General features: G+C 68.2%; 20 protein-coding genes. 7 read left to right on the top strand and 13 right to left on the bottom strand.

All coding sequences use genetic code 11. From position 1 onward, the window contains the following. Positions 1 to 118: 118 nt before the first annotated feature. The gene (locus L858_RS19650; RefSeq protein ID WP_022681880.1) at positions 119 to 901 is read right to left on the bottom strand and encodes a Ros/MucR family transcriptional regulator; all 783 of its coding nucleotides are present in this window, start codon (positions 899 to 901) and stop codon (positions 119 to 121) included. Positions 902 to 1,453: 552 nt separating this feature from the next. Next, positions 1,454 to 1,729, bottom strand: a complete 276-nt coding sequence (locus L858_RS0104110; RefSeq protein ID WP_022681878.1) for an HU family DNA-binding protein — start codon at positions 1,727 to 1,729, stop codon at positions 1,454 to 1,456. Between the two features lie 406 nt (positions 1,730 to 2,135). Here L858_RS0104110 and L858_RS0104105 point away from each other — a divergent pair, with 406 nt between their 5' ends. The 6 genes from L858_RS0104105 (at position 2,136) to L858_RS0104080 (ending at position 9,887) form a co-directional block, all read left to right on the top strand. Further along, positions 2,136 to 3,824, top strand: coding sequence for a ShlB/FhaC/HecB family hemolysin secretion/activation protein (locus tag L858_RS0104105; RefSeq protein WP_022681877.1), 1,689 nt, complete (start codon positions 2,136 to 2,138; stop codon positions 3,822 to 3,824). A 33-nt stretch (positions 3,825 to 3,857) separates the two neighbouring features. After that, on the top strand, positions 3,858 to 4,418 hold the full coding sequence (locus L858_RS0104100; protein WP_022681876.1) for a 2OG-Fe(II) oxygenase: 561 nt from the start codon (positions 3,858 to 3,860) through the stop codon (positions 4,416 to 4,418). A gap of 312 nt (positions 4,419 to 4,730) precedes the next feature. Further along, positions 4,731 to 6,119, top strand: a complete 1,389-nt coding sequence (locus tag L858_RS22185; RefSeq protein WP_028055797.1) for a hypothetical protein — start codon at positions 4,731 to 4,733, stop codon at positions 6,117 to 6,119. A gap of 191 nt (positions 6,120 to 6,310) precedes the next feature. Next, entirely contained in the window at positions 6,311 to 7,564 is a 1,254-nt protein-coding gene (locus tag L858_RS0104090; protein ID WP_022681874.1) for an EAL domain-containing protein, read from the top strand. A 46-nt stretch (positions 7,565 to 7,610) separates the two neighbouring features. After that, positions 7,611 to 8,813: an autotransporter outer membrane beta-barrel domain-containing protein gene (locus L858_RS0104085; RefSeq protein ID WP_022681873.1), complete on the top strand. Its 1,203-nt coding sequence runs from the start codon at positions 7,611 to 7,613 to the stop codon at positions 8,811 to 8,813. Between the two features lie 78 nt (positions 8,814 to 8,891). After that, positions 8,892 to 9,887: a ParB/RepB/Spo0J family partition protein gene (locus tag L858_RS0104080; protein WP_022681872.1), complete on the top strand. Its 996-nt coding sequence runs from the start codon at positions 8,892 to 8,894 to the stop codon at positions 9,885 to 9,887. 251 nt (positions 9,888 to 10,138) lie between these two features. On the opposite strand, the gene L858_RS0104075 is transcribed toward L858_RS0104080, so the two are convergent. Next, positions 10,139 to 10,555 (bottom strand): invasion associated locus B family protein, encoded by a 417-nt coding sequence (locus tag L858_RS0104075; protein WP_022681871.1) that lies wholly within the window; start codon positions 10,553 to 10,555, stop codon positions 10,139 to 10,141. Between the two features lie 63 nt (positions 10,556 to 10,618). On the opposite strand from L858_RS0104075, the gene L858_RS21910 reads away from it, so the two are divergent. Beyond that, positions 10,619 to 10,795 (top strand): hypothetical protein, encoded by a 177-nt coding sequence (locus L858_RS21910; protein ID WP_193742846.1) that lies wholly within the window; start codon positions 10,619 to 10,621, stop codon positions 10,793 to 10,795. A gap of 134 nt (positions 10,796 to 10,929) precedes the next feature. Here the strand turns inward: L858_RS21910 and L858_RS0104065 are convergent, their stop codons facing one another. The 10 genes from L858_RS0104065 to L858_RS0104020 form a co-directional block, all read right to left on the bottom strand. Continuing rightward, positions 10,930 to 11,358, bottom strand: a complete 429-nt coding sequence (locus L858_RS0104065) for a hypothetical protein (protein WP_022681869.1) — start codon at positions 11,356 to 11,358, stop codon at positions 10,930 to 10,932. A 164-nt stretch (positions 11,359 to 11,522) separates the two neighbouring features. Continuing rightward, positions 11,523 to 11,957, bottom strand: a complete 435-nt coding sequence (locus L858_RS0104060) for a TadE/TadG family type IV pilus assembly protein (protein ID WP_022681868.1) — start codon at positions 11,955 to 11,957, stop codon at positions 11,523 to 11,525. Further along, complete coding sequence (locus L858_RS0104055) at positions 11,957 to 12,133, bottom strand: Flp family type IVb pilin (protein WP_022681867.1); 177 nt, start codon at positions 12,131 to 12,133, stop codon at positions 11,957 to 11,959. The genes L858_RS0104060 and L858_RS0104055 overlap by 1 nt, the downstream gene beginning before the upstream one ends. 72 nt (positions 12,134 to 12,205) lie before the next feature. Then, complete coding sequence (locus tag L858_RS0104050; RefSeq protein WP_022681866.1) at positions 12,206 to 13,954, bottom strand: TadG family pilus assembly protein; 1,749 nt, start codon at positions 13,952 to 13,954, stop codon at positions 12,206 to 12,208. Beyond that, positions 13,951 to 14,166, bottom strand: a complete 216-nt coding sequence (locus L858_RS0104045; RefSeq protein WP_022681865.1) for a hypothetical protein — start codon at positions 14,164 to 14,166, stop codon at positions 13,951 to 13,953. The genes L858_RS0104050 and L858_RS0104045 overlap by 4 nt, the downstream gene beginning before the upstream one ends. A 4-nt stretch (positions 14,167 to 14,170) precedes the next feature. Further along, positions 14,171 to 14,758: a tetratricopeptide repeat protein gene (locus L858_RS0104040; RefSeq protein ID WP_022681864.1), complete on the bottom strand. Its 588-nt coding sequence runs from the start codon at positions 14,756 to 14,758 to the stop codon at positions 14,171 to 14,173. Then, positions 14,755 to 15,621: a type II secretion system F family protein gene (locus L858_RS0104035; protein WP_022681863.1), complete on the bottom strand. Its 867-nt coding sequence runs from the start codon at positions 15,619 to 15,621 to the stop codon at positions 14,755 to 14,757. The genes L858_RS0104040 and L858_RS0104035 overlap by 4 nt, the downstream gene beginning before the upstream one ends. Further along, complete coding sequence (locus L858_RS0104030; protein WP_022681862.1) at positions 15,621 to 16,514, bottom strand: type II secretion system F family protein; 894 nt, start codon at positions 16,512 to 16,514, stop codon at positions 15,621 to 15,623. The genes L858_RS0104035 and L858_RS0104030 overlap by 1 nt, the downstream gene beginning before the upstream one ends. Beyond that, entirely contained in the window at positions 16,508 to 17,842 is a 1,335-nt protein-coding gene (locus L858_RS0104025) for a TadA family conjugal transfer-associated ATPase (RefSeq protein ID WP_022681861.1), read from the bottom strand. The genes L858_RS0104030 and L858_RS0104025 overlap by 7 nt, the downstream gene beginning before the upstream one ends. Beyond that, positions 17,839 to 18,969, bottom strand: a complete 1,131-nt coding sequence (locus L858_RS0104020; protein WP_022681860.1) for a CpaE/TadZ family protein — start codon at positions 18,967 to 18,969, stop codon at positions 17,839 to 17,841. The genes L858_RS0104025 and L858_RS0104020 overlap by 4 nt, the downstream gene beginning before the upstream one ends.

The following is an 18,969-nucleotide window of genomic DNA, read 5'->3' as shown; positions in this document are numbered from 1 at the left end:
TCGTGATCAATGCATGTTGGTATAATATAACTCGCATGCGAAATCCGGTGAGCATAAGAAAACCCCGGCCGGATAACCGTCCGGCCGGGGTGTCCCGTCTATTCCGTTGATGCGTGGCTCAGGCCGATACTGGCTTGTCCGAAGGCTCGGCTTTCACATCGGCCTTGGGCGCGGGCTTTTTCTTCGCGGCCTTGGGGGCGGCGGCCTTCTTGTCGCCTGATGCAGCAGCCGGCTTTGCAGCCTTTGGTGCACTCTTCTCCTTGCCCTCGGCGGGAGAGGCGATCGACAGGCGTTTGCGCGAAGGAGCGGCCTTGGCCGGCGCAGCTTCGGGAGCGGCGGTCCCAGGTGCGGCAGCATCGACCGGCTTGGGAGCGGGCGCAGCCTTCGCCACAGCGGGCTTTGCCGATGCGGATTTGGCGGGCGCAGACTTGGCCGCCGGAACCTTGGGCGCAGGCGCTGCCTCCGTCGCGGGCTTCGCCTCGGATGACTTGGTTTCCGGCGTCTTGCGCCCCAGACCCAGTTTTGTGGCTACCGCGCGGCGCGCTTCCGAATAGGTGGGCGCGACCAGGGGATAGGATTTGGGAAGATTATAGCGCTCGCGATATTCTTCGCCCGTCAAGCCGTGTGTTGCCAGGTGCCGCTTCAGCGTCTTGTAGGGCTTGCCGTCAATCATGCTGAGGATATGATCGGGCGAGGACAAGCTTTTGCGGACGGATACAGCCGGTGTGTAAGTCGGGGAGGCCGCTTCGGCAGCTCTGGCGGTCGGTTCCTCCGTCAAGGCCGAGCGTGTGGTACGGATCAGTTCAGCGAGATTTTCGCTAGGCACCGAATTGTTGGAGACAAAGGCGCTCAACAGCTGGACGGTGAGCGTTGTGATGTCGATCTGGTTGTTCTCGGACATTGACGCCATTTCCCCATTTTTTTGGCCGCGGGTGCAGCCTTTTGCGCGGTTTTGGACGAAATGTAAATGTCAAAGGCTTAATCCAGACAAAGAATGGTGCCGCATTGTTGAACGACTGGCGATGCTGGCGGGTTCATGAAAACGCAACTGCTCTGGTTGAGGTCATAACATCATCGTCCGGCACTTTCTTCATCCGCCGTCCTTTTCAGATCGTGCCGCAGCTTCATCGGCCGCAAGATCAGGATGAACATGATGCCAAAAAAAAGGCCGATCTTGCGACCGGCCTTATGAGTTAGGAGAGGATGCCTGAAAGGCAGGCGGCAATTGCCTCGCCGAGGCGAGCTGTGCAACTGCGATGACTGGAGTGGCGATTGCATTTCGCGCAATCGACATTGCGGCGCAGCGCGCCCTCGGGATGTCCAAGCGGGATTGCCGGATCGCGGCGGCCCCGGCGGCAAGTGCGGGCAGGGCAGGCGGCGAAGACCCCGGCGGGTCGGAAAGGACGACGCGCGCCGCGTCGAAGACGATCAGGCGCGCGCTATCTTCAGCGTGTCAGCCGTTCAGCTGATCCTTAACCGCCTTGGCGGGCGTGAAGGTCAGCTTCTTGGAGGCAGCGATCTGGATCACGGCGCCGGTCGAAGGATTGCGGCCTTCACGAGCGGGCTGATCCTTCACCTTGAACTTGCCAAAGCCGTTCAGAGAAATTTCGCTGCCCTTCGCGGCGGCGCCGGCGATCGCCGAGAAAACGCCATCCACATATTTGCGGGCGTCGGCCTTGGTCAGGCCATGTTCGGCTGCCAGCGTTTCAGCGAGTTCGGTGTTGTTCATATGGATCTCCCTTTCGTGGACGGACGTCTTAACCTGTCCGGGCGCGCTCAACTAGTCCCTTGCGGGCGCCTACGGGCTTATATTGGGCGTAAATTAGTCTCAATAGGCTTTTTCTTCGGCCATTTTGAGCGAGAGGCTGGCCCGAACGCGCGCGGGACGGCTGGCGGCGAGCGATGACTTCGATCGATTCCCCCGAACCGGCGCAAAATCTTCGCGACCGTTGAATAGCCCGGGAACGCCTTGCAGCGCCTTGCAGCGCCTGTGCCGGTTTCATTCCCCCATCCGTGGGGGCGGCCCGCCGGGCTGAAAACACCGTTCTGGCGGCAAATGCAGATGATCGTTCAGACCTTTGCCCCCATCCTGCTACCAAAGGCGCCAGTCCGGCCGCCGAGGGTGACGCGGGGCGATGAAGGCGGATAAGGGCGGGTCGACGGCATGGGTCAGCGCGGGCCTGTTTATGATGCTCAGCATCTGCCTGCTGCTGGGCATCGCGCTGCTCTATGCTGGCTCCGCCCGCGCGCAGGAGGCGGGGAGCGCGCCGATCATCGAGCGGGAGCGGACCGATCGTGTTGAGCCCCGGATCGCGCCGCCACCCTCCACGAGTCCGGCACCAGCCGCGCCGCCAGCGCTGACGATATCGCCTGCCGCCGCCACTCGCCTGGTCCGGCTTCGCTATGAGGGGGCGAGCCTGCCGGTCGCGCAACTCGACGCGGCGACGGCCGCCTTTGTCGGCCTGCCGCTGAGCCGTGAAACCTTGCAGGGTGTCGGTCGGGCCATCTCGGAAGCCTATCGCCGGAGCGACATAGCCTATTATGCCGTCTCCATCCCGCCGCAGGTGCCGGCGGGCGGCGTCCTGACCGTGCGCATCGTAGAGGGCCGCGTGCGCGACTATCGCCTGAGCGGCATGTCGCCCAGCATGCCCGCGCGCCTCATCGCCGCGCATATGCGGCGGCTCATGCGCGAAGCACCTCTGCGCAGGAGCGTGCTGGAGCGGACGCTGTCCCTGCTGCGCGACATTCCGGGACAGACCGTTACCGCCCAGATGCGCCAGCAGGGCGCGCCCGGCGACCTGGTGCTGGACCTCCTCATCGCGCGCAGGCAGCTGCGGATCCGCGTAACGATCGACAATAGCGGCGTCGACAATGTCGTGCAGGGCGTACAGGCGCAATTGGCCGTCACGCTGAACGGCATCGCCCGGGAAGGCGACAGCACGCGGCTGTCGGGCTATCTGCCCTTCTATCCCGACCGCTACCGCTTTTATTCGTTGAGCCACAGCACGCCGATCGGCAGCGACGGCATGACCCTAACCGCCAACGGCGCGTATATGCGCACGCGATCACGCGACAGCCGCAGCGAAGGGGAGGCGACGCTGGCCGGCGCGACGATCGCCTATCCGGTCGTGCGATCGTATCGCACGAACCTGTCCGTCAGCGCATCGCTGGATGGCATCGACAGCGACAATTATTATCTCGACACCCGGTTCGGCGATTACCGCTCGCGCGCGGTGCGCGTCGGCCTGTCCTGGTCGCGGGTTGAGGCAAGCAGCGGTCACGCGCTCTCAGCGGTGGTCAGCCAGGGTCTGGACGCTCTCGGCGCGCGGCCCTTCACCGGCTTTTCCGAAACCGGCTTCACCAAGGTCAATGTGCAGGCGGTGGCGGTGGAAAGCCTGAGCAAGCGGCTGACGCTGAAGGCAAGCGTCAAGGGACAATATTCAGGCGACCGGCTGCCGGTGACGGAGCGCTTTCCCTTGGGGGGAAGGGGGGCGGGCATGGCGTTCCGCGTCGGCACGCTCACCGCCGAGCAGGCGGTCGCGGGCAGCGCGGAACTGGCCTGGACATTACGGCCCAAGTCGCCGCTGCTCAAGAACAGCGCGCTCTTTGCCTATGTCGATGGAGCGGCAGCCCGCGCCACGGCCCGTCCCTATTGCCGGCTCGCGGCGCAGGACTTTTCGCTCGCCTCCGCTGGCGGCGGCGTGCGGCTGGGGCTGGGCGCCGACTGGCGGCTGAGCGCCGAAGCCGCCATCCCGATAAAGCGGCCGGGCGAACGCTACAGCCGCAAGGCGCGCTTCTTCTTCGGCCTTGGGCGCTCCTTCTGAGCTTTTGCGCCCTCGCAACATCAAGGAACAGCTATGAACAACGTGTGGGAGGTTTGGCCGTCCGCGCTGACGCAGGCCGAATGCGATGCGATCATCAAGCGGGCGGCGCAAGGCACGCCGCAATCGGCGACCGTCGGCTTCGACAAGGGCGCACGCAGGGACGGGAGCTATCGTTCATCGACCATCGCCTGGCTCGACGCCTATCGCGACAAGGATGTCGTCGATCGGCTGATGCAATTCGTGCACTCGTCGAACCGCACCAATTTCGGCACGGACATCGTCGCGCCGTTCGAACTGCAATATACCGAATATTGGGGCACCGCTCAGGGCAAATATGACTGGCATCAGGATGTCTGGCTGGAGTCATCCCGGCCATTCGACCGCAAGCTGTCAGTCGTCGTGCAATTGTCGCAGCCTGACGATTATGAAGGCGGTGCCTTTGAATTTTTCTCTGTCCAGCAGCCGGGCGCAAGCTTCCTCCCGCGCGGGAGCATGCTGATCTTCCCCTCCTTCCTCCAGCATCGCGTCACGGCCGTGACCAAGGGGGTGAGACGCAGCCTCGTGACCTGGGTAGAGGGGCCGCGGTGGCGGTAAGAGCGGAAGGCTCGGTGGGATAATGGGCCAGAATGGACCGATCCCGCGCTGGGGGCAATTGCGCGTCCTTGGCCGTCCTTTCCCCGTCATCGGCATGGCAGTGGCAAGGAAAGGCCCATTTCACGGGCTCTTGCGTATGTCCGGCCGCGATTTGCGTGTCTCTTTCTCCCATTTTCAACCCTGCTGGCGCTCCCGGCGAGCCGCCCGGGCCTCTTCGATCCAGACCGGTTTCTTCTTGACGAGCCTGTAAACCCTTCGCCGCCTAGCCTTGCCCTGTTGCGAGCAGATCGCAGAACAACAGGGAGTTCAGATATGCCAGGTCACGGATCGTTCCGGTCAGGAAGGCGCCGCCTGCTCTGCGCCACGGCGGTTCCTCTATTTCTTTTGAGCGCTTGTGCGGACGGTGTCGGCTTCGACGTCGGCGCAGGCGGCGGGCAGAACCCGTCCGGGCCGAGCGGGCCTTCCGGTCCGTCAGCTCCCAATGGTCCGACGGGTCCCTCCAGCCCCAGCGGTCCCACTGGCCCCACCGAACCGGGCGGTGCTGACGGTCCCAGCGGTCCGAGCGGTCCGAGCGGGCCTAGCGGACCCACTGGTCCTGGCGGGCCGACTGGCCCCGGCGGTTCGGATGGTCCGACAGGACCGGCCGGTCCCGGAGGTCCCACCGGGCCGGGTGGACCTACCGGTCCTGGCGGCCCCAGCGGGCCCGCAGGTCCCAGCGGCCCGGCCGGACCGACCGGTCCCACCAGTCCGACCGGTCCCGCCGGCAGCGGATCGCTGATCGGCGCGAATGTCGGCGGCCAACCGCTGCTGGGTCCCACTGGCCCCGGCACGCTGGTCGGCGTCAACATCCTGCCCGGCGGCGCGACCGCTGAAGGCCAACTCGGAACCGTGCAGTTGCTGACCGGCGACGGAACCGTGGCCGACATCAGTCTGGCGACCAGCCCGACGGCGGTGCAGCAGGGGCTGGCGCCGGTGGGACCGCTGGCCGGCACCTTGCTCGGCGAGGCCGCCGGCAGTGCGGTCACTCAACTGACGGATGGGCTCGCTCCGACGCTGTCCACCGTCACCACGGCAGTCGATCAGGTCGCCTCGCCACTGCTCGACACGGTCAACGGGGCGCTCTTGCCGCTTACCGCGCCGGTGACGGGCTTGGTAGAGACTGTCGCTGGCGGGCTTGGCGGTGAAGCGGGCGGGCTGCTCGGCGGAACGCTTGTCGGGGCGGATGTCGCCGGCACCTCGCTCACCGGCCCGTCGACCACGGACACGCTGGTGGGCGTGAACCTGCTGCCGGGGGCTGGCACGGCTTCAGGCCAGCTCGCTACGGTCGATGTGCTGACACAGGGCAATCTGGTCGATGTCGCGCTGCCCACCACCACGGCTGGCGTGCAGGCTGGCCTGCAACCGGTCGTCACCACGGCCGGCGCGCTGCTTGGCCCGGAAGCGGGGACGGTCGTGGGTCAGGTGACCAGCGCCGTCGCGCCCATCGCCGCGGCGGTCACCAGCACCGTGGATGGCGTGACGGCGCCGTTGCTCGACACGGTCAACTCGCTCGTTCCCGCCGTCCCGGGCGGAGAGGGTGGATCACCGTTGGCGCCCGTGACGGGCATCCTGGGTGCAGCCTTGGGCGGCGGCGGAACGACCGGCGATGTCACGGCTCCGGTCACCGGATTGCTCGGCGGGCTGCTGGGCAGCGGCCGCTGACGAAGAGTGCAGGGCCGGCGCGTGCCTCATGGGCGCCGGGCCTGCGTGACGGTCCCTTCTCTTGACCCTGGGAAGGGAACCGGGGGGCGAGGAGGCGGTGGCGCACTGCCTCCTCAAACCGGCATCGCAGATTGCCAGGAAAGGACGCGCCGGTGAATGGAGACAGACCGGGGCAGGCGCACTGCCTGCTGATGGTTCGCTTGAATAATTATGCAGCGGTCAGCGCGGCCTATGGGGATGCGGCGGCAGCAGCGGCGATGGATCATCTGTGCGGTGCGCTGCGGGCGGAACTGCCCGCGCCCGCCAAGGCCCATGTCGAGCGCGACGAGATAGAGTTGCTGCTCGCCCATTATCCGCTGAAGAGTTTTCCGATGGCCGCTGAGGTCGATCGGCTCTGCGCCGCGCTCGCGGCCATGCCCTTCCACCATGGGGGGCAGGACATATTATTGTCCCTCTCGGCAGGCTATGGCGTGCCCGGAGGGTTGGCAGCAGCCGACGAAATCATGCGCAATGCTCGCGCCACGCTGGCGGCGGCGATCCAGCCGCAGGAGTCGCTCGCCCGGCGCTGCGCGACCGGCGTGGCGCTGTATCGCGAGGATATGGCGCAGGCCGCGCTGTTGGTGGAGCGGGCGCGGCAAGGCGGGGTCCGCTTCGCCTGGCAGCCGGTCGTTGCGGCGGGGGATCGCGGGGCCGTGCTGCATCATGAGGCGCTGCTGCGCGTGGTCGGCCGGCGAGGGGAGCCGATGGATGGCGCCGAAGCCTATGCCGCGCTCAGCCGCATCGGCCTAGCGCCGGTCGCTGACCGCATGCTGCTGTCCGCCGTGCTGGATGAGCTGGAACGCGACCCGGCTGCGGTGCTGTCGCTGCCTATTTCCGCGCGCAGTCTGTCGCTGAACCTGCATGGCCGCGCGCTCGGTTGGACCGATCTGTTCGCGCGGCTGACGAGGCAAGGCGACGTAGCGCGCCGCCTGATCGTGGAGATTGTCGAGAATGGCCGCATCGCCTCGCTGGCCGACGCCCAGGCCTTCGTCGCGGCTCTGCGCGCCACGGGCGTCCGGGTCGCGGTAGCGGGCTTCGGCTGCGGCTATGCCTCGATCCGCGACCTGCAGACGCTCTCGCCCGACATGATCAAGCTGCACAGCGCCTTCATGCGCACGGCCGGCCAGTTGACGGGCGATGGCGGGCAGGTGCGCCATCTGGTCGCGCTGGCAAGGACGATCAGCCCGCTGGTCATCGTCACCGGGATCGATGCGGCCGCGCATCTGCAACTCGCGCTGGCGGAGCGGCCCTTCGGCATGAGTGGCAGCGGCATCGGCCGGCCCAGCGCTGATCGGCGGGGCGGAAGGATAGCGCGGGTGGAGGCTTTCCTGCCTTCGCCAGGCTTTCACGAGCGCCGCCGACGACAAGCTCATAACGCATATGAAACGGCGCCGGTGGGCAGTTAGCCCGTGCTGCTTTGCGTGCACGCAAAATCTGGAAAAGGGGATAGTTGTGAAGTTTTCATGTTCGTTCAGGCCGCTGGCTGTTGGCGCTGCGCTGTTGATGGCCGGGGCGGGCGCGCAGGCCGCGCCTTATACGCCCTATGCATCGACACCGGGCGAAGCGGCGGTCGGCGCCATGCTGGACGCAGGCACGAGTGGCGGCGAACGCGCGGCCATGCTGAGTTCCATTGACGCTTTGCCGACGGCGGCGGGGCGGGCGGACGCGCTGGGGCAGCTTTCCCCCCGCAGCTATACGCTGCTGCCGCGCCTGGCGATCCAGTCCATGGATGCAGCTGACCGGCAGATACGCGCCTATCTGGCCGAGCGGCGCAGCATCGCGCTGGACGCGCCCGCGACGGTGCCGACCCGTGGCGAGGGCAGGATTACGATGATGCTGACCGGCGGCGTGAAGCAGGCGCGGTACGAGGCGCGGACCGATCGGCCGGAAGCGGATTCGGACAGCCGCTCGCTGCGCTTCGCCATCGACGTGAAGCCGGTGCCCAAGCTGATCGTCGGCGCGACGCTGGGCATCGACGGGATCGACGCGCGGCTCGACCGGGCGCAGCGCCCGCGCATCACCCAGTTCAACAGCAGCATCGGCGGCTATGCCAGCTATAGCGACGGGCGCTTCTATATCGATGCGACGGCCGCTTATAATTTCGCCGAATATAAGCTGCGCCGGCAGCTGCGCTGGAGTGGCTTCACCGACCGCATGATCGCGCCCACCGATGGCGACGGCTGGGCGGTAAGCGGGGAGGCGGGCGCGATGTTGCGCGCCGGCGCGGTGCGGCTGCAACCCTTTGCCGGGCTGCACCATCGCTATGCCGATGTAGCGGGCTTCGTCGAAAATGGTGGCGCGGCGGCGTTGCAGCTCGCCGATTACCGTAACCGGTCGCTGCGCGGGGCGATCGGCGCGCGGGCGAGCGCCAATCTGTCGGCGGGGCGATGGACGCTGCGGCCCACCATTGAGGCGCTATGGCAGCGGGAATTGAGCAGCCGCCCGCAGAGCCGGATCGAGGCGCGGCTGGCGAGCGGTGGGCTGCCGGTCTTTGCGCTGCAGCCGACACGGCTTGCCCGCAACGCTGCGCTGCTGAGCGCGGCCCTCAGCGCGACGGCGAGCAGCCGTACCAGCTTCCGCATCGGCTATGACGGCGAACTCGCGACGGACCGGCATGTTGATGCCGCGACCCTGACGCTCAGCCGGCGATTCTGACCGAAACGGACGTGGTTGCGGACGCCCGGCTGCGAGGATCGGCTATGCGCGTTGCGGATACGCAAAAGGGAGCGAGCGATGGCGGGCTTTATTCGGGAGATGCTGGCGGCACTGACCCCCGAAGCGGGGCCTGCCGCGCCCGACCCGGTTCAACAGGCGGCGCTGAGCCGGCTGGACGAGCGGTTGGCGCGCTTTGCCGATGAGGGCGCGGACGCGCGGCGGACGATCTCGATCCAGCCGGGCGAGTGTGCGGTGTGGGACGGCAATCCGCGCGACCAGCCGGGGCTGACGGCGGACAGTTGCCGGTCGCTGATCGAGTCCATCCGCCAGGAGGGCGGTAACCGCATCCCCGTCCTGGTGCGCGCCAATCCGCTGGGCACGGATCAGCCCTATCAACTGCTGGTCGGCAGCCGCCGCCGCTTCTGCGTCGATTGGCTGAACCATAATGGTCGGCCAGAGATCAGGCTGAGCGCGCTGCTGGTGGACCTGTCGGATGAGGAAGCCTTCCGCCTCGCTGACATCGAGAACAGGGAGCGCGTCGACATCAGCGAACTCGACCGGGCGCGCAGCTATCAGCAGGCGGTGGACCGCTTCTATGGTGGGGTACAGTCGCGCATGGCCGAGGCGCTCAACCTGTCGAACAGCCAGCTGAGCCGCCTGCTGGCGCTGGCGCAACTGCCCGAGGAGGTGGTGAATGCCTTCGCCTGCCGCGACGAGTTGCGGGTGCGCTATTCCGAACTGCTGACGCCACTGCTGCGGCGGGACGAGCAGCGGGCGCAAGTGATCGCGGAGGCGCTCCGGATCGGGGAAGAGCAGCAGGCCAGGGCGCGCAGCGGCAGGCGGATGATCCCGCCGGCGACGGTGCTCGCGCGGCTGCGCGATGCGGCGGTGCTGTCGGTGGCGGACCAGGGGCGGGGCTTGCCGGTGATGGCGGGCGGGACGCAGGTCGGGCGAGTGCGGCCGGGGAAGAATGGCGGGCTGGCGGTGGACCTTGCCATCGCAGGCGATGCGGAGGTGGAGGAGGTGTTGCGTGGGCTGCGTGCGGTGGTGCTGGCGGCGCGAGGGGAAGAGTGAGGCGATGCGGTGGATGGTACCGAGGTCACTCTACCTCTGGTTCACCGTCACCCGGGACGCGATCCGCGGTCCGGCTTTCTCGTCTTTCGCGCTCGGAAAGGAGAGCGTGATGCCGCGTCAAGAGCTTCTTCCCCTCCCTGCGAGCAAGGGGAGAAGAAGGCGGCCTGCAGGCTCAACACGGGCGGATTTGCCTATGCGCAAGCCAGCGCGGCGCAGGCGGAGCCCGTCCGAGCCCCGCCCAGCCAGGCCGGTCACTTCGACGGCGACACCGAAGTCTGGCGGTCGATCACCGGCTTCTCGCCCTTTTCCTTGTAGATCGACATGGAGCGCGACCGGACCTGGCCGTCCTTGCGCACATGGGTGTTGGTCATCGAGCGGGCGCGTTCGTCGTCGTTGCGTGCGGTGGCGACGGAGCGCTGGCGAGCCATATTCTCGTTGAACTTCGCGCGGGAGTCGGTGGTCGCGGTGCCGCCGTCCGCTGCCGTCGCGGTGCCGCCGCCCGAGACGCCGACGCTGTTCGCGTCCGTGGTGCCCGAACCGTAGGTGCCGGCGGACACATTTCCGGTCGTGGGGGTGGAGGATTGCGAGCCAGCGGTCGTCTGGGCCGATGCGCTGCCGGCGCCGGCCACAAGCGCGCCGGCGATGAGAATTGTGGAAATCCGCTTCATTATTCGCTCCTTTGCTCTCGTTCGTCGATCACGATCCGGCATCCGTCCGATCCGCGCGTCACTGTGACAGAGCGGTGCTGCCCGTCCGCCGTGCTGGACGCGCTGGAGGATGACGAGGTGCCCGAACGGCTGCTGGACGAGGAAGATGCCGAGACATGGGATGATGCATGTGCGCCCGATCCTGAAGCGGTCGCGGTCGCGCCTTGTCCGTCATCCTCGACCACGGACCGTTCGACGTGACCGTCGGCGAAGATATGGGTTCGCTGGCAGGTTCCTCCGCTGGAAGAGCCTGCCAATGCTGCGGCGATCATGATGAATGGGGCCATGATGACGCCTCTATCGGGGACGAACTCACTCGTCCCCATAGGGTGGGATCAACGCGAGGGGTTGGTCGAATCCGCGGTGGAGTCGCCATAGACCTCGCCGGTCGATCCGTTGCGGTCGGTCGAACCATAGGCGTCGATCGAAGTGGAAGTGCTCTGCGAGCCGGTCCCGCTGGCCGAACCGCCCGCTGTCACGCCGCCCGTCGCCTTGTTCTTGTCGGTATAGATAGTGCCCGAGCCGTAGGTGGAGGCGGAGTTGGACGTCGCGGCATCGCCACGGCGGTCATGCTGGCGGTGGCGCTTGGCCTTGTCGCCCTGCCTGTCGCGCGCATGATCGTTCGTTCCGGCGGTGGCGCCGCCTGCGACCGAGCCGGCCGGGGTAGAGGCGGAAACGCCGCCGCCCGTGGTGGTCTGGGCAAAGGCACTGGTGCCCATCATGCCCATGGCGGCGAGCGAAGCGATGATCAGTTTATGTCGCATGATTGTCTCTCCTCAACGATGTTTCATTGGTCCAGGTGCGATGCACTCGGTCACGGCTAAGCGCTGGGAGGCGGCGTAAGTTCAACGGCTAGTCGCTCCATTCGGCTCGACTCAGCGTGGATAAACCGGAGATGAATGCCGGTGTAGGGCGGGGTTCAGGCGACTTAGTAGCTGCCGTTCGTCACGATCACGCTGGCCGAGACGGTCGGCGAGGGGAGGGGCACGAACGCGGCGTAGCGCATCACGGCGCTGCCGCTCATGTCCTGGCTGACGCGGACGCGGAAGGTGCCGGTCGCGTCCGGTGCGGCGCTGATGACCGGGGTGGCGGAGCCGAGCAGCGCGCCATAGGCTTCCATCACGGCGCTTGCCCGGCTCTGCGCGAGGGCGGTGCGGTCGGCGGTGGAAAGGCCGGCGACCGCGGCGCGGGCACCCTCCATCGCAGCGTGGCGGACGCCCAGCAGCGCCGAGAAATAAAGCGAATAGATGACGATCGCAAAGATCAGGGTCAGCAGCGCCGGAGCCAGCAGGGCGAACTCCAGCGCCGCCATTCCGCCTTCGCAGGCGAGCAGGCGGCGCTGGCTTGTTCCGACACGCGCCATTATTTCGGGATGGCGTTGAACATGGAGGTGAAGGCCGCGCCCAATTGCGTTTCGAAATTGCCGCCGACGGTGACGATCGCGCCGACGATCATCGCGCCGAGCACGGCATATTCGACCGCCGACAGGCCGCGCTCGTCGCGGATCAGGCGGCGGGAGAGGCGTTTGACGAAGTTCATGGTTCATTTTCCTTTTTCCCTCCAAGTGGGAACGGGCGTCGGCGGAGGGGATCCGACGTCCGGTTCGGTGGCTCAGACCAGCACGGGCACGCCGCAGCGCGCGCCGGTCGCCCAGAGCGTGGCGTGGCCGAGCTGGATGCCGAGCGCGGCGAGCAGGTTGTCGAGCAGCGGATCGGCGGCGGTGCCGAGCAGGCCAGTGACCGGCGCGGTGATCGCGCCCAGCAGGATCGATCGCGCGCCCGCGGAGTCGCAGACCAGCGGCAGGCAGAGCGGGCCGACCTTGAGTTGCAGGCCGTTGGCGGCGGTCAGGCTGGCGATGAGCGAGGTGAGCAGCGGGCCGGTCTGCGATCCGTTGCCGATGCTGGCGGGGGTGCCGGGCGCGCCGGGCCGGCCGATGCTGCCCTGCCCGCCGGGCCCGAAGAGGAGGTCGCCGCTGGTGCCCATCACCGGCTGCGCCACGGCGCGGGCGTCGACGGTGATGAGGTTGAGGATGTTGACGAGGCGGGCCTGGCCGATGTCGGCCGCGCTGATCGGCGGCATGGGGCGTGCCATCGCGTTGGCGGGCGGGACGCCGAGATAGGCGTTGACGAGCCCGCTCTGCACATGAGCGGTGACGCGAGTATCGCGGGCCTGCTCGGCGGTGTCGGGACAGGCGATGGCGCTCACCTCTGCGCGGGCGGGGGCGATGTCGATCAGCAGCGAGAGGGGCTCGACCGGGCTGCCGAGCACGGAGATGCCGGTGAGGGCGAGGTCGAGCTTCAGCCGCAGCGCGGAGGTGCCGACGCTGGTTTCGCCCGCCGGGCCGAAGGAGAAGCGCGGGCGGTCCATCGGCCCGGTGGCGAGGCCGGCGAGGCGCACCGTGCTGCCGCCTCCGAGCAGGCTGACGGCGTCGGACAGGTCTATGGCGCCGTTGCCGGACTGAACGGCGAAGGCGAAGAGCTGATAGGCGTTGATGCCGGCGCGGAGAGCAGGTTGCTCGTCCGCGCCGCCGACGGGCATGTCCTTCCAGACGCCGAGGCCGAACAGGCCGGTGAGGGGGACGCTGTAGCCGTTGCTGACTTGTCCCGCGACGAGGTTCAGCGCGGCGGCGGTGGGGGCATTGCCCGCGCCCTCGGCCATGGCGAGGAGCAGGTCCTGGAGGCCCACGGTGCGGGCGGTGAGGTCGGCATAGCTGCCGCTTTCGCCGACCCGCCGGGCGAGCGCGTCGAAGAAGCGGCCTGCATCGACGTCGCTGCGCATCAGCGCTTCGATAGTAGCGGAGTTGAGGGTTAGCTTGATGCCGAGCAGGGCGCCGAGCATGTCGTTGACGCTCTTTACGAGCGAGTTGCTGACCGTGAGCATGCCAGAGGTGATGCCGATCCCGGCCTCGTCGATGCGCGCGGCCGTGGCGGTGGCGGACAGATCGGGAAGGGCCGCGCTGAGAACGCGGGTCAAATAGCGGCTGGCGGGCTTTTGGGTGCGCACGCGCACGGCGTTCGCCTGGCCGTTGCCGGTGCATCGGGAGAGGCTGGGGTCGAAGCGCTGGGCGGCGGTGAGGCGGCCGTCGGCGCAGTAGCGGCCAAGCTCCACCGACTGGATGATCGCGGGGTCGTAGCCGTTGCGGGTCAATGTGGCGCGGGCGCGGGCGAGGGCCTGGGCGGGGTTCATCGCGGCGGAAAGGGCGGCGGCGTCAGTGACGGCGCGCAGGTCGCGGCTTCCCACATAATAGAGGCCGCCGTCGAGGGCGAATCCCGCCGCGCCGACGAGCGCCGTGCCGAGCATTGCGACCATCGGCGCGACAGCGGCTCGGGCGTCGGTGCGGAGGGCCGCAAGGAGCTTCACGGGGCGGGCCTGCGGTTCTGTGGGGCGTCGAGGCGCTGGCCGATAGAACGGAGATAGGCGTCGGCGATGGCGCCGGCTTCGGCAGGGGAGAGTTGCGCCTCGGCTTCGGTGCGCGGCGGGGCGCGCAGCTGCCATTCGACGATGCGGCGGGCCTGGTCGGGCTGCGGCTGGGTTAGGGGCGCGGCGGCGCCGATGAGGAGAAGGGGGAGCATGGCTTCAATGTCCTTTGGCGATGCGCGCGGCTTCGGTGAGGAGCGTGCGGCGCAGGGCGGCATCCACGGCCGGGCTTTCTCCGCCGAGGGTTCGGGCCAGCAGCAGGTTGTTGCGGATCACCGGGTCGCGCGGGGCGAGATCGAGGGCGGCGCGGAAACTTTCGGTGGCGTCGGCCGTGGCGCCCGCCCGCAACTGAGCATAGCCGAGCGCGTTGCGGAGCAACGGGTCGGCGGGGCTGGCGGCGGCGGCGCTGCGATAGAAGGGTACGGCCTGCGCCCAGTTGCCGCGCGCGGCGAGCAGGTGGCCGTGGACGGCGGCGACGGGGCCTTTCGGTTCCTGCGGCAGGGGCACGGCTTCGGCGGCGTCGATCTGGCCGAGGTCGAGCAGGCTGTTGACCCGGAGTAGCCGAGCGTCGGCGTCGCCGGGATAGCGGCGATCGAAATCGTCCAGATAGGCAAGTGCCGCGCGGGCGCGACCGTCGCTGCGCGCCTGATGGATGAGTTGCAGGTAGAGGCTGCGGGTCGGCGCGTCCTTTTCCGCCGCAAGGGCGGGGGAGGCGAGCAGGAGAGCGAGGGCGATTGCTCGGATCATCGGCTGACCCCGCGCAGCGTGTCGAAGATCGCGACCACGGGCGGGCCGCCCAGCACCACGAACAGGGCGGGCATGAAGAAGAGGATCATCAGCACGACCATGCGTACGGTGATCCCGCCCATCGCTTCGCGAGCGCGAGTGACGCGGGCTTGCGTGAAGTCGCGGATGAATTGGCGGACCGCCGGGGCGAGTTCGACGCCCTGAAAGAGGGCCTGGCGGAAGAGGGCGGCGAGTTCCTTCGCGCCGCTGACCGCCACCCGCGCGGCCCAGCGGTCGAGGGCTATGTCGTAGCGCATGCCGCGATCGAGATCGGCGACCAGCATGGCAATCATGCGCGCGTGGTTGGGGACGGCAATGCCCTCGTCGCGGGCGATGGAGCGGAAACATTGGTCGAGCGAGATGCCGCTTTCCAGCATCATCAGCATGAGGTCGAGGAGGAAGGGGAACTCCGCCATGACGCGGCGGGCGCGGCTGGCGGCGAGCATGCGCAGCGCCTGCTTCGCGACGATGAAGACAAGGCCGGAGCCGGTCAGGACGAGCAGCGGCCTGGCGAGGAAGTCGCCCCAGAGGAAGCGACTGAGGATGAGGAGGATGAGCGCGGTAACGATGGCGGCGGCGAGCCGCAGGGTGGCGAAGCGGTCGGGAGCCTTGGCGTCGAAGAAGCCGGCGAGGAGCAGCTTCTCCGCGATTTCGGAGCGGTCGCGGCCGGTGGCGGCGAGCAGGCGGGGAAGGGGCAGGCTGGCGCGGGGCTGGGTAACGGCGCCGAGGCGGGCGTCGAGGCGCTGGCTGGCGGCGAGCAGGCGCGCGCCCATCAGCGCGAAGCCGAGGCCGGTCAGGACCATCAGGATGCAGAGGATCAGCATTAGAAGGTCAGCCGCATGACGCGGCGCATGACCAGCATGCCGGTGGCTTGCAGGGCGAGCGCGACGAGGGCGAGTTTATGGCCGCGCGGGTCGCGGAGGAAGAAGTCGATATAGGCGGGGTTCATTGCGACCAGCAGCGCCATGGCGACGAGCGGCATGGCGATGAGGACGCGGCCGCTGACGCGCGCTTCGGAGATGGCGGCCTTCAGCTCGCGCTTGATGCGGGCGCGCTCGCGCAGGATGTGGGCGAGGTTCGAAAGGACGGCGGTGATCGATCCGCCATAGCGGATGTTGGTGCGGATCGCGGCGGCGAGCATCGATATTTCAGGAACGCTCAGGCGGTCCGCGAGCAGCTGCATGCTGTCGGCGACCGGCGCGCCGAGTTCAAGGCGGCGAGCGACCGGGGCGATGTAGCTGCGCACGATGGCGGGGGAGTCGGCGAGCGAGCGTTCGAGCGCCTGGGCGAGCGAATTGCCGATGGCCTGCTTCTGGCGCACGGCATCGATATAATGGGGGAGCGCCTCGATCAGAGCTTCGGTGCGCTGGTGCGCACGGCGGTGGGTCCAGCCGAGGAAGGCGAGCGGGGGCAAGGTGAGCAGGGCGAGCGCCGCCACCGGTCCGGCGACGATCAGCGCTCCAACTGCCATCAGCAGGACGACGCCGGCGAAGAGGCCCAGCGCGTGCGTTGTAAGTTCGATCTGCGCGCGCGCGAGCAGCGGGGCGATCATTTCCGGCATCGAGACGAGGGTGCGTTGCACAGGCGCGCGGGCGGTGAGCAGGCCGAGGCGGCGATCGATCAGGGCCTGTTCGCGGCTACGCTCCGCCAGCAGCTGCCAGCCGATCGCGGCCAGGATCAGCAACGACAGGGCGAGGAAGGCGGCTCCGCTCAGCACAGCGCTGCTCCGGGTGCATAGTCGCGCAGCTTGGGCGCGAAATGGGGGCAGCGGGAGAGGGTGCGGAACTCGCCCAGGCCCGACATGGCGGGCTGTTCGCGGAAGGCGAAGAGTTCGTTGAGGGAATAGGCCTCGCCTTCGATCCCGGTCACTTCGCTGACCGACATGACGCGGCGGCTGCCGTTGGAGAGGCGTTGCAACTGGACGACCACATGCACGCTGTTGGCGATGAAGCGGCGGATGGCGCGCACGTCGCTCTGCATCCCGGCGAAACCGAGAAGCATTTCGAGGCGGGCGAAGGCATCGCGGGGCGAATTGCCGTGGAGGGTAGCCATCGAGCCGTCATGGCCGGTGGACATGGCCTGGAGCATCTCCACCGCCTCGACGCCGCGCACTTCCCCTAAGATGATGCGGTCGGGCCGCATGCGCAGGGCGTTGCGGACGAGTTCGCGCGAGGTGACTTCGCGACTGCCGTCCACATTGGGCGGGCGCGTTTCGAGACGCACGACATGGCTCTGGCGCAGCTGGAGTTCGGCGGCATCTTCGATGGTGATCAGCCGCTCGCGGTCGCTGATGAAGGTGGAAAGCATGTTGAGCAGCGTCGTCTTGCCCGCGCCGGTGCCGCCGCAAACGAGCAGATTGAGGCGGGAGCGGACGGCGGCGCCGAGATAGGCGGCCATGTCGGCGCTCATCATGTCGCGCGCGACGCAATCCTCGATAGTCATGGTCTGCATGCGGAACTTGCGGATCGAGAGCATCGGCCCGTCGAGCGCGACCGGCGGGATGACGATGTTGACGCGCGACCCGTCGGGCAGGCGGGCATCGACATAAGGGCTGGCCTCATCCACGCGGCGGCCGATGGGGCCGACGATGCGCTGGATGATGTTCATGAGATGAGCGTCGTCGCGGAAGCGCGTCTCGACCTTTTCAAGGAGGCCGCCGCGCTCGGCATAGATGCTGTGCGCGCCGTTGACGATGATGTCGTCGATGGCGGGATCGCGCAGCAGGGGGGCGAGAGGGCCCATGCCGGCGACCTCGTCCTCCACATCCGCGATCAACAGCAGCCGTTCGGCGCTGTTGAGGGCGAGCTGGCCGCGCCGGCTGCGGCTGGCGATGACGCGCTCTATCTCCTCGCGGACGGCGCCCGGGCCGAGTTCCTCCGCGCTGCTGCCAAGAGTCTCGAGTTGCTCGATGACCTGCGTGCAGGTTTGCGCCTTGGCGATCTGGTAGCTGTCGCTCATCCGCTGGGCGGAGGGAAGGGCTATGGGGGCAGGAGGCGCATTTTGCGTGTGCGCAAAAACGGGGGCTTCGCTGGTGAGCAGGCTCATGACGCGCGTTCCACCAGGCGGATCATCTTGGCGCGTAGGCGGTCGATGCCTCTGCGGGCGGGGGCGACGCCGCAGGCCTTGCGGAGCGCCTGCATATAGGCGCCGCCGTCCGCTTCCACGGCCAGCGGGCGGCCGGCGTTGAGCGCATTGCGGAGCCGCACGCGATCGGTGGGGAGGGGCAGGACGCGGCCGGTGCCAAGCACGTCGGCCATGCGGCGCGGGTCAAGCAGGATGCCGGGCTGATGATCCCAGACGAGCAGGCGCATGGCCTCGAGCTGAGCGGTGCCCGCGCCGATGCTGTCGAGCAGGCGGCGGCAGGCCTCCACCTCGCGGATCGACTGGCTGCAAAGCAGTTCGACGCGGTCGGCTTGGGCGACGACATCGCGGAGCAGGCCGCCATGGCGGAGGCTGCCGGCGTTCAGCACGACTTCTCCGGTCAGGGAGCGGAGCAGGCGGATCAGGGCGTTGAAGTCGGCCGGGGTGATGCCGGCGGGTTCCGCGCCGGTGCCGCCGTCGAAGGTGAGGAGCATGAGGCCGCTGGGGCCGTGACGCGCGACGCTGCTGGCGAGCAGGCTTGCGTCGAGGCGGTCGCGGTCGGCAAGCGCGGAGGCGAGGCCGTAATCGACGCGCAGGTCGAGATAGGATTGCGCGGCGCTGGTGGGCAGGGTGCAGTCGATGAGGAGGGACTGGCCCCGACAGATCGCCAGGTCGGTCGCAACCATCGCGCAGGCGTCCCGATCCGCGCCGAGGATCAGGGTGAGGCCGCCTTGGCCTTCGCGATCGGATTTGGCGCTGCTGAGCAGGCGGGTGAGGACGGGCGTGACGTCGGCGCTTTCCTCGCGGGGGATGATGTCGTCGGCGCCTGCGCGGATGGCGGCGAGCAGCTGGTCGGCGTCGCGCTCGTCGGTGGCGATGACGACCGGGCGGCCGGCGGCTTCGTGGCGCACGGCGGCGATGGCGGCGGACAGGCTGCGTTCGGGCGGGATTGCCTGCGCGTCGATGATGATGAGGGCGGGGGTCTGGCCGTCCACCGTCTGGGCGAGGTCAACCGAGGCGCGGCCCGTCATGGCTTGCCCGATGCGCTCGGCCAGCATTCGGTCGAGGGAGAGGAGGAGGATCGCCGCCAT

This window comes from Sphingobium bisphenolivorans (assembly GCF_000412635.1).
Classification (GTDB): domain Bacteria; phylum Pseudomonadota; class Alphaproteobacteria; order Sphingomonadales; family Sphingomonadaceae; genus Sphingobium; species Sphingobium bisphenolivorans.
This window is presented reverse-complemented; position numbering and strand designations above follow the sequence as displayed.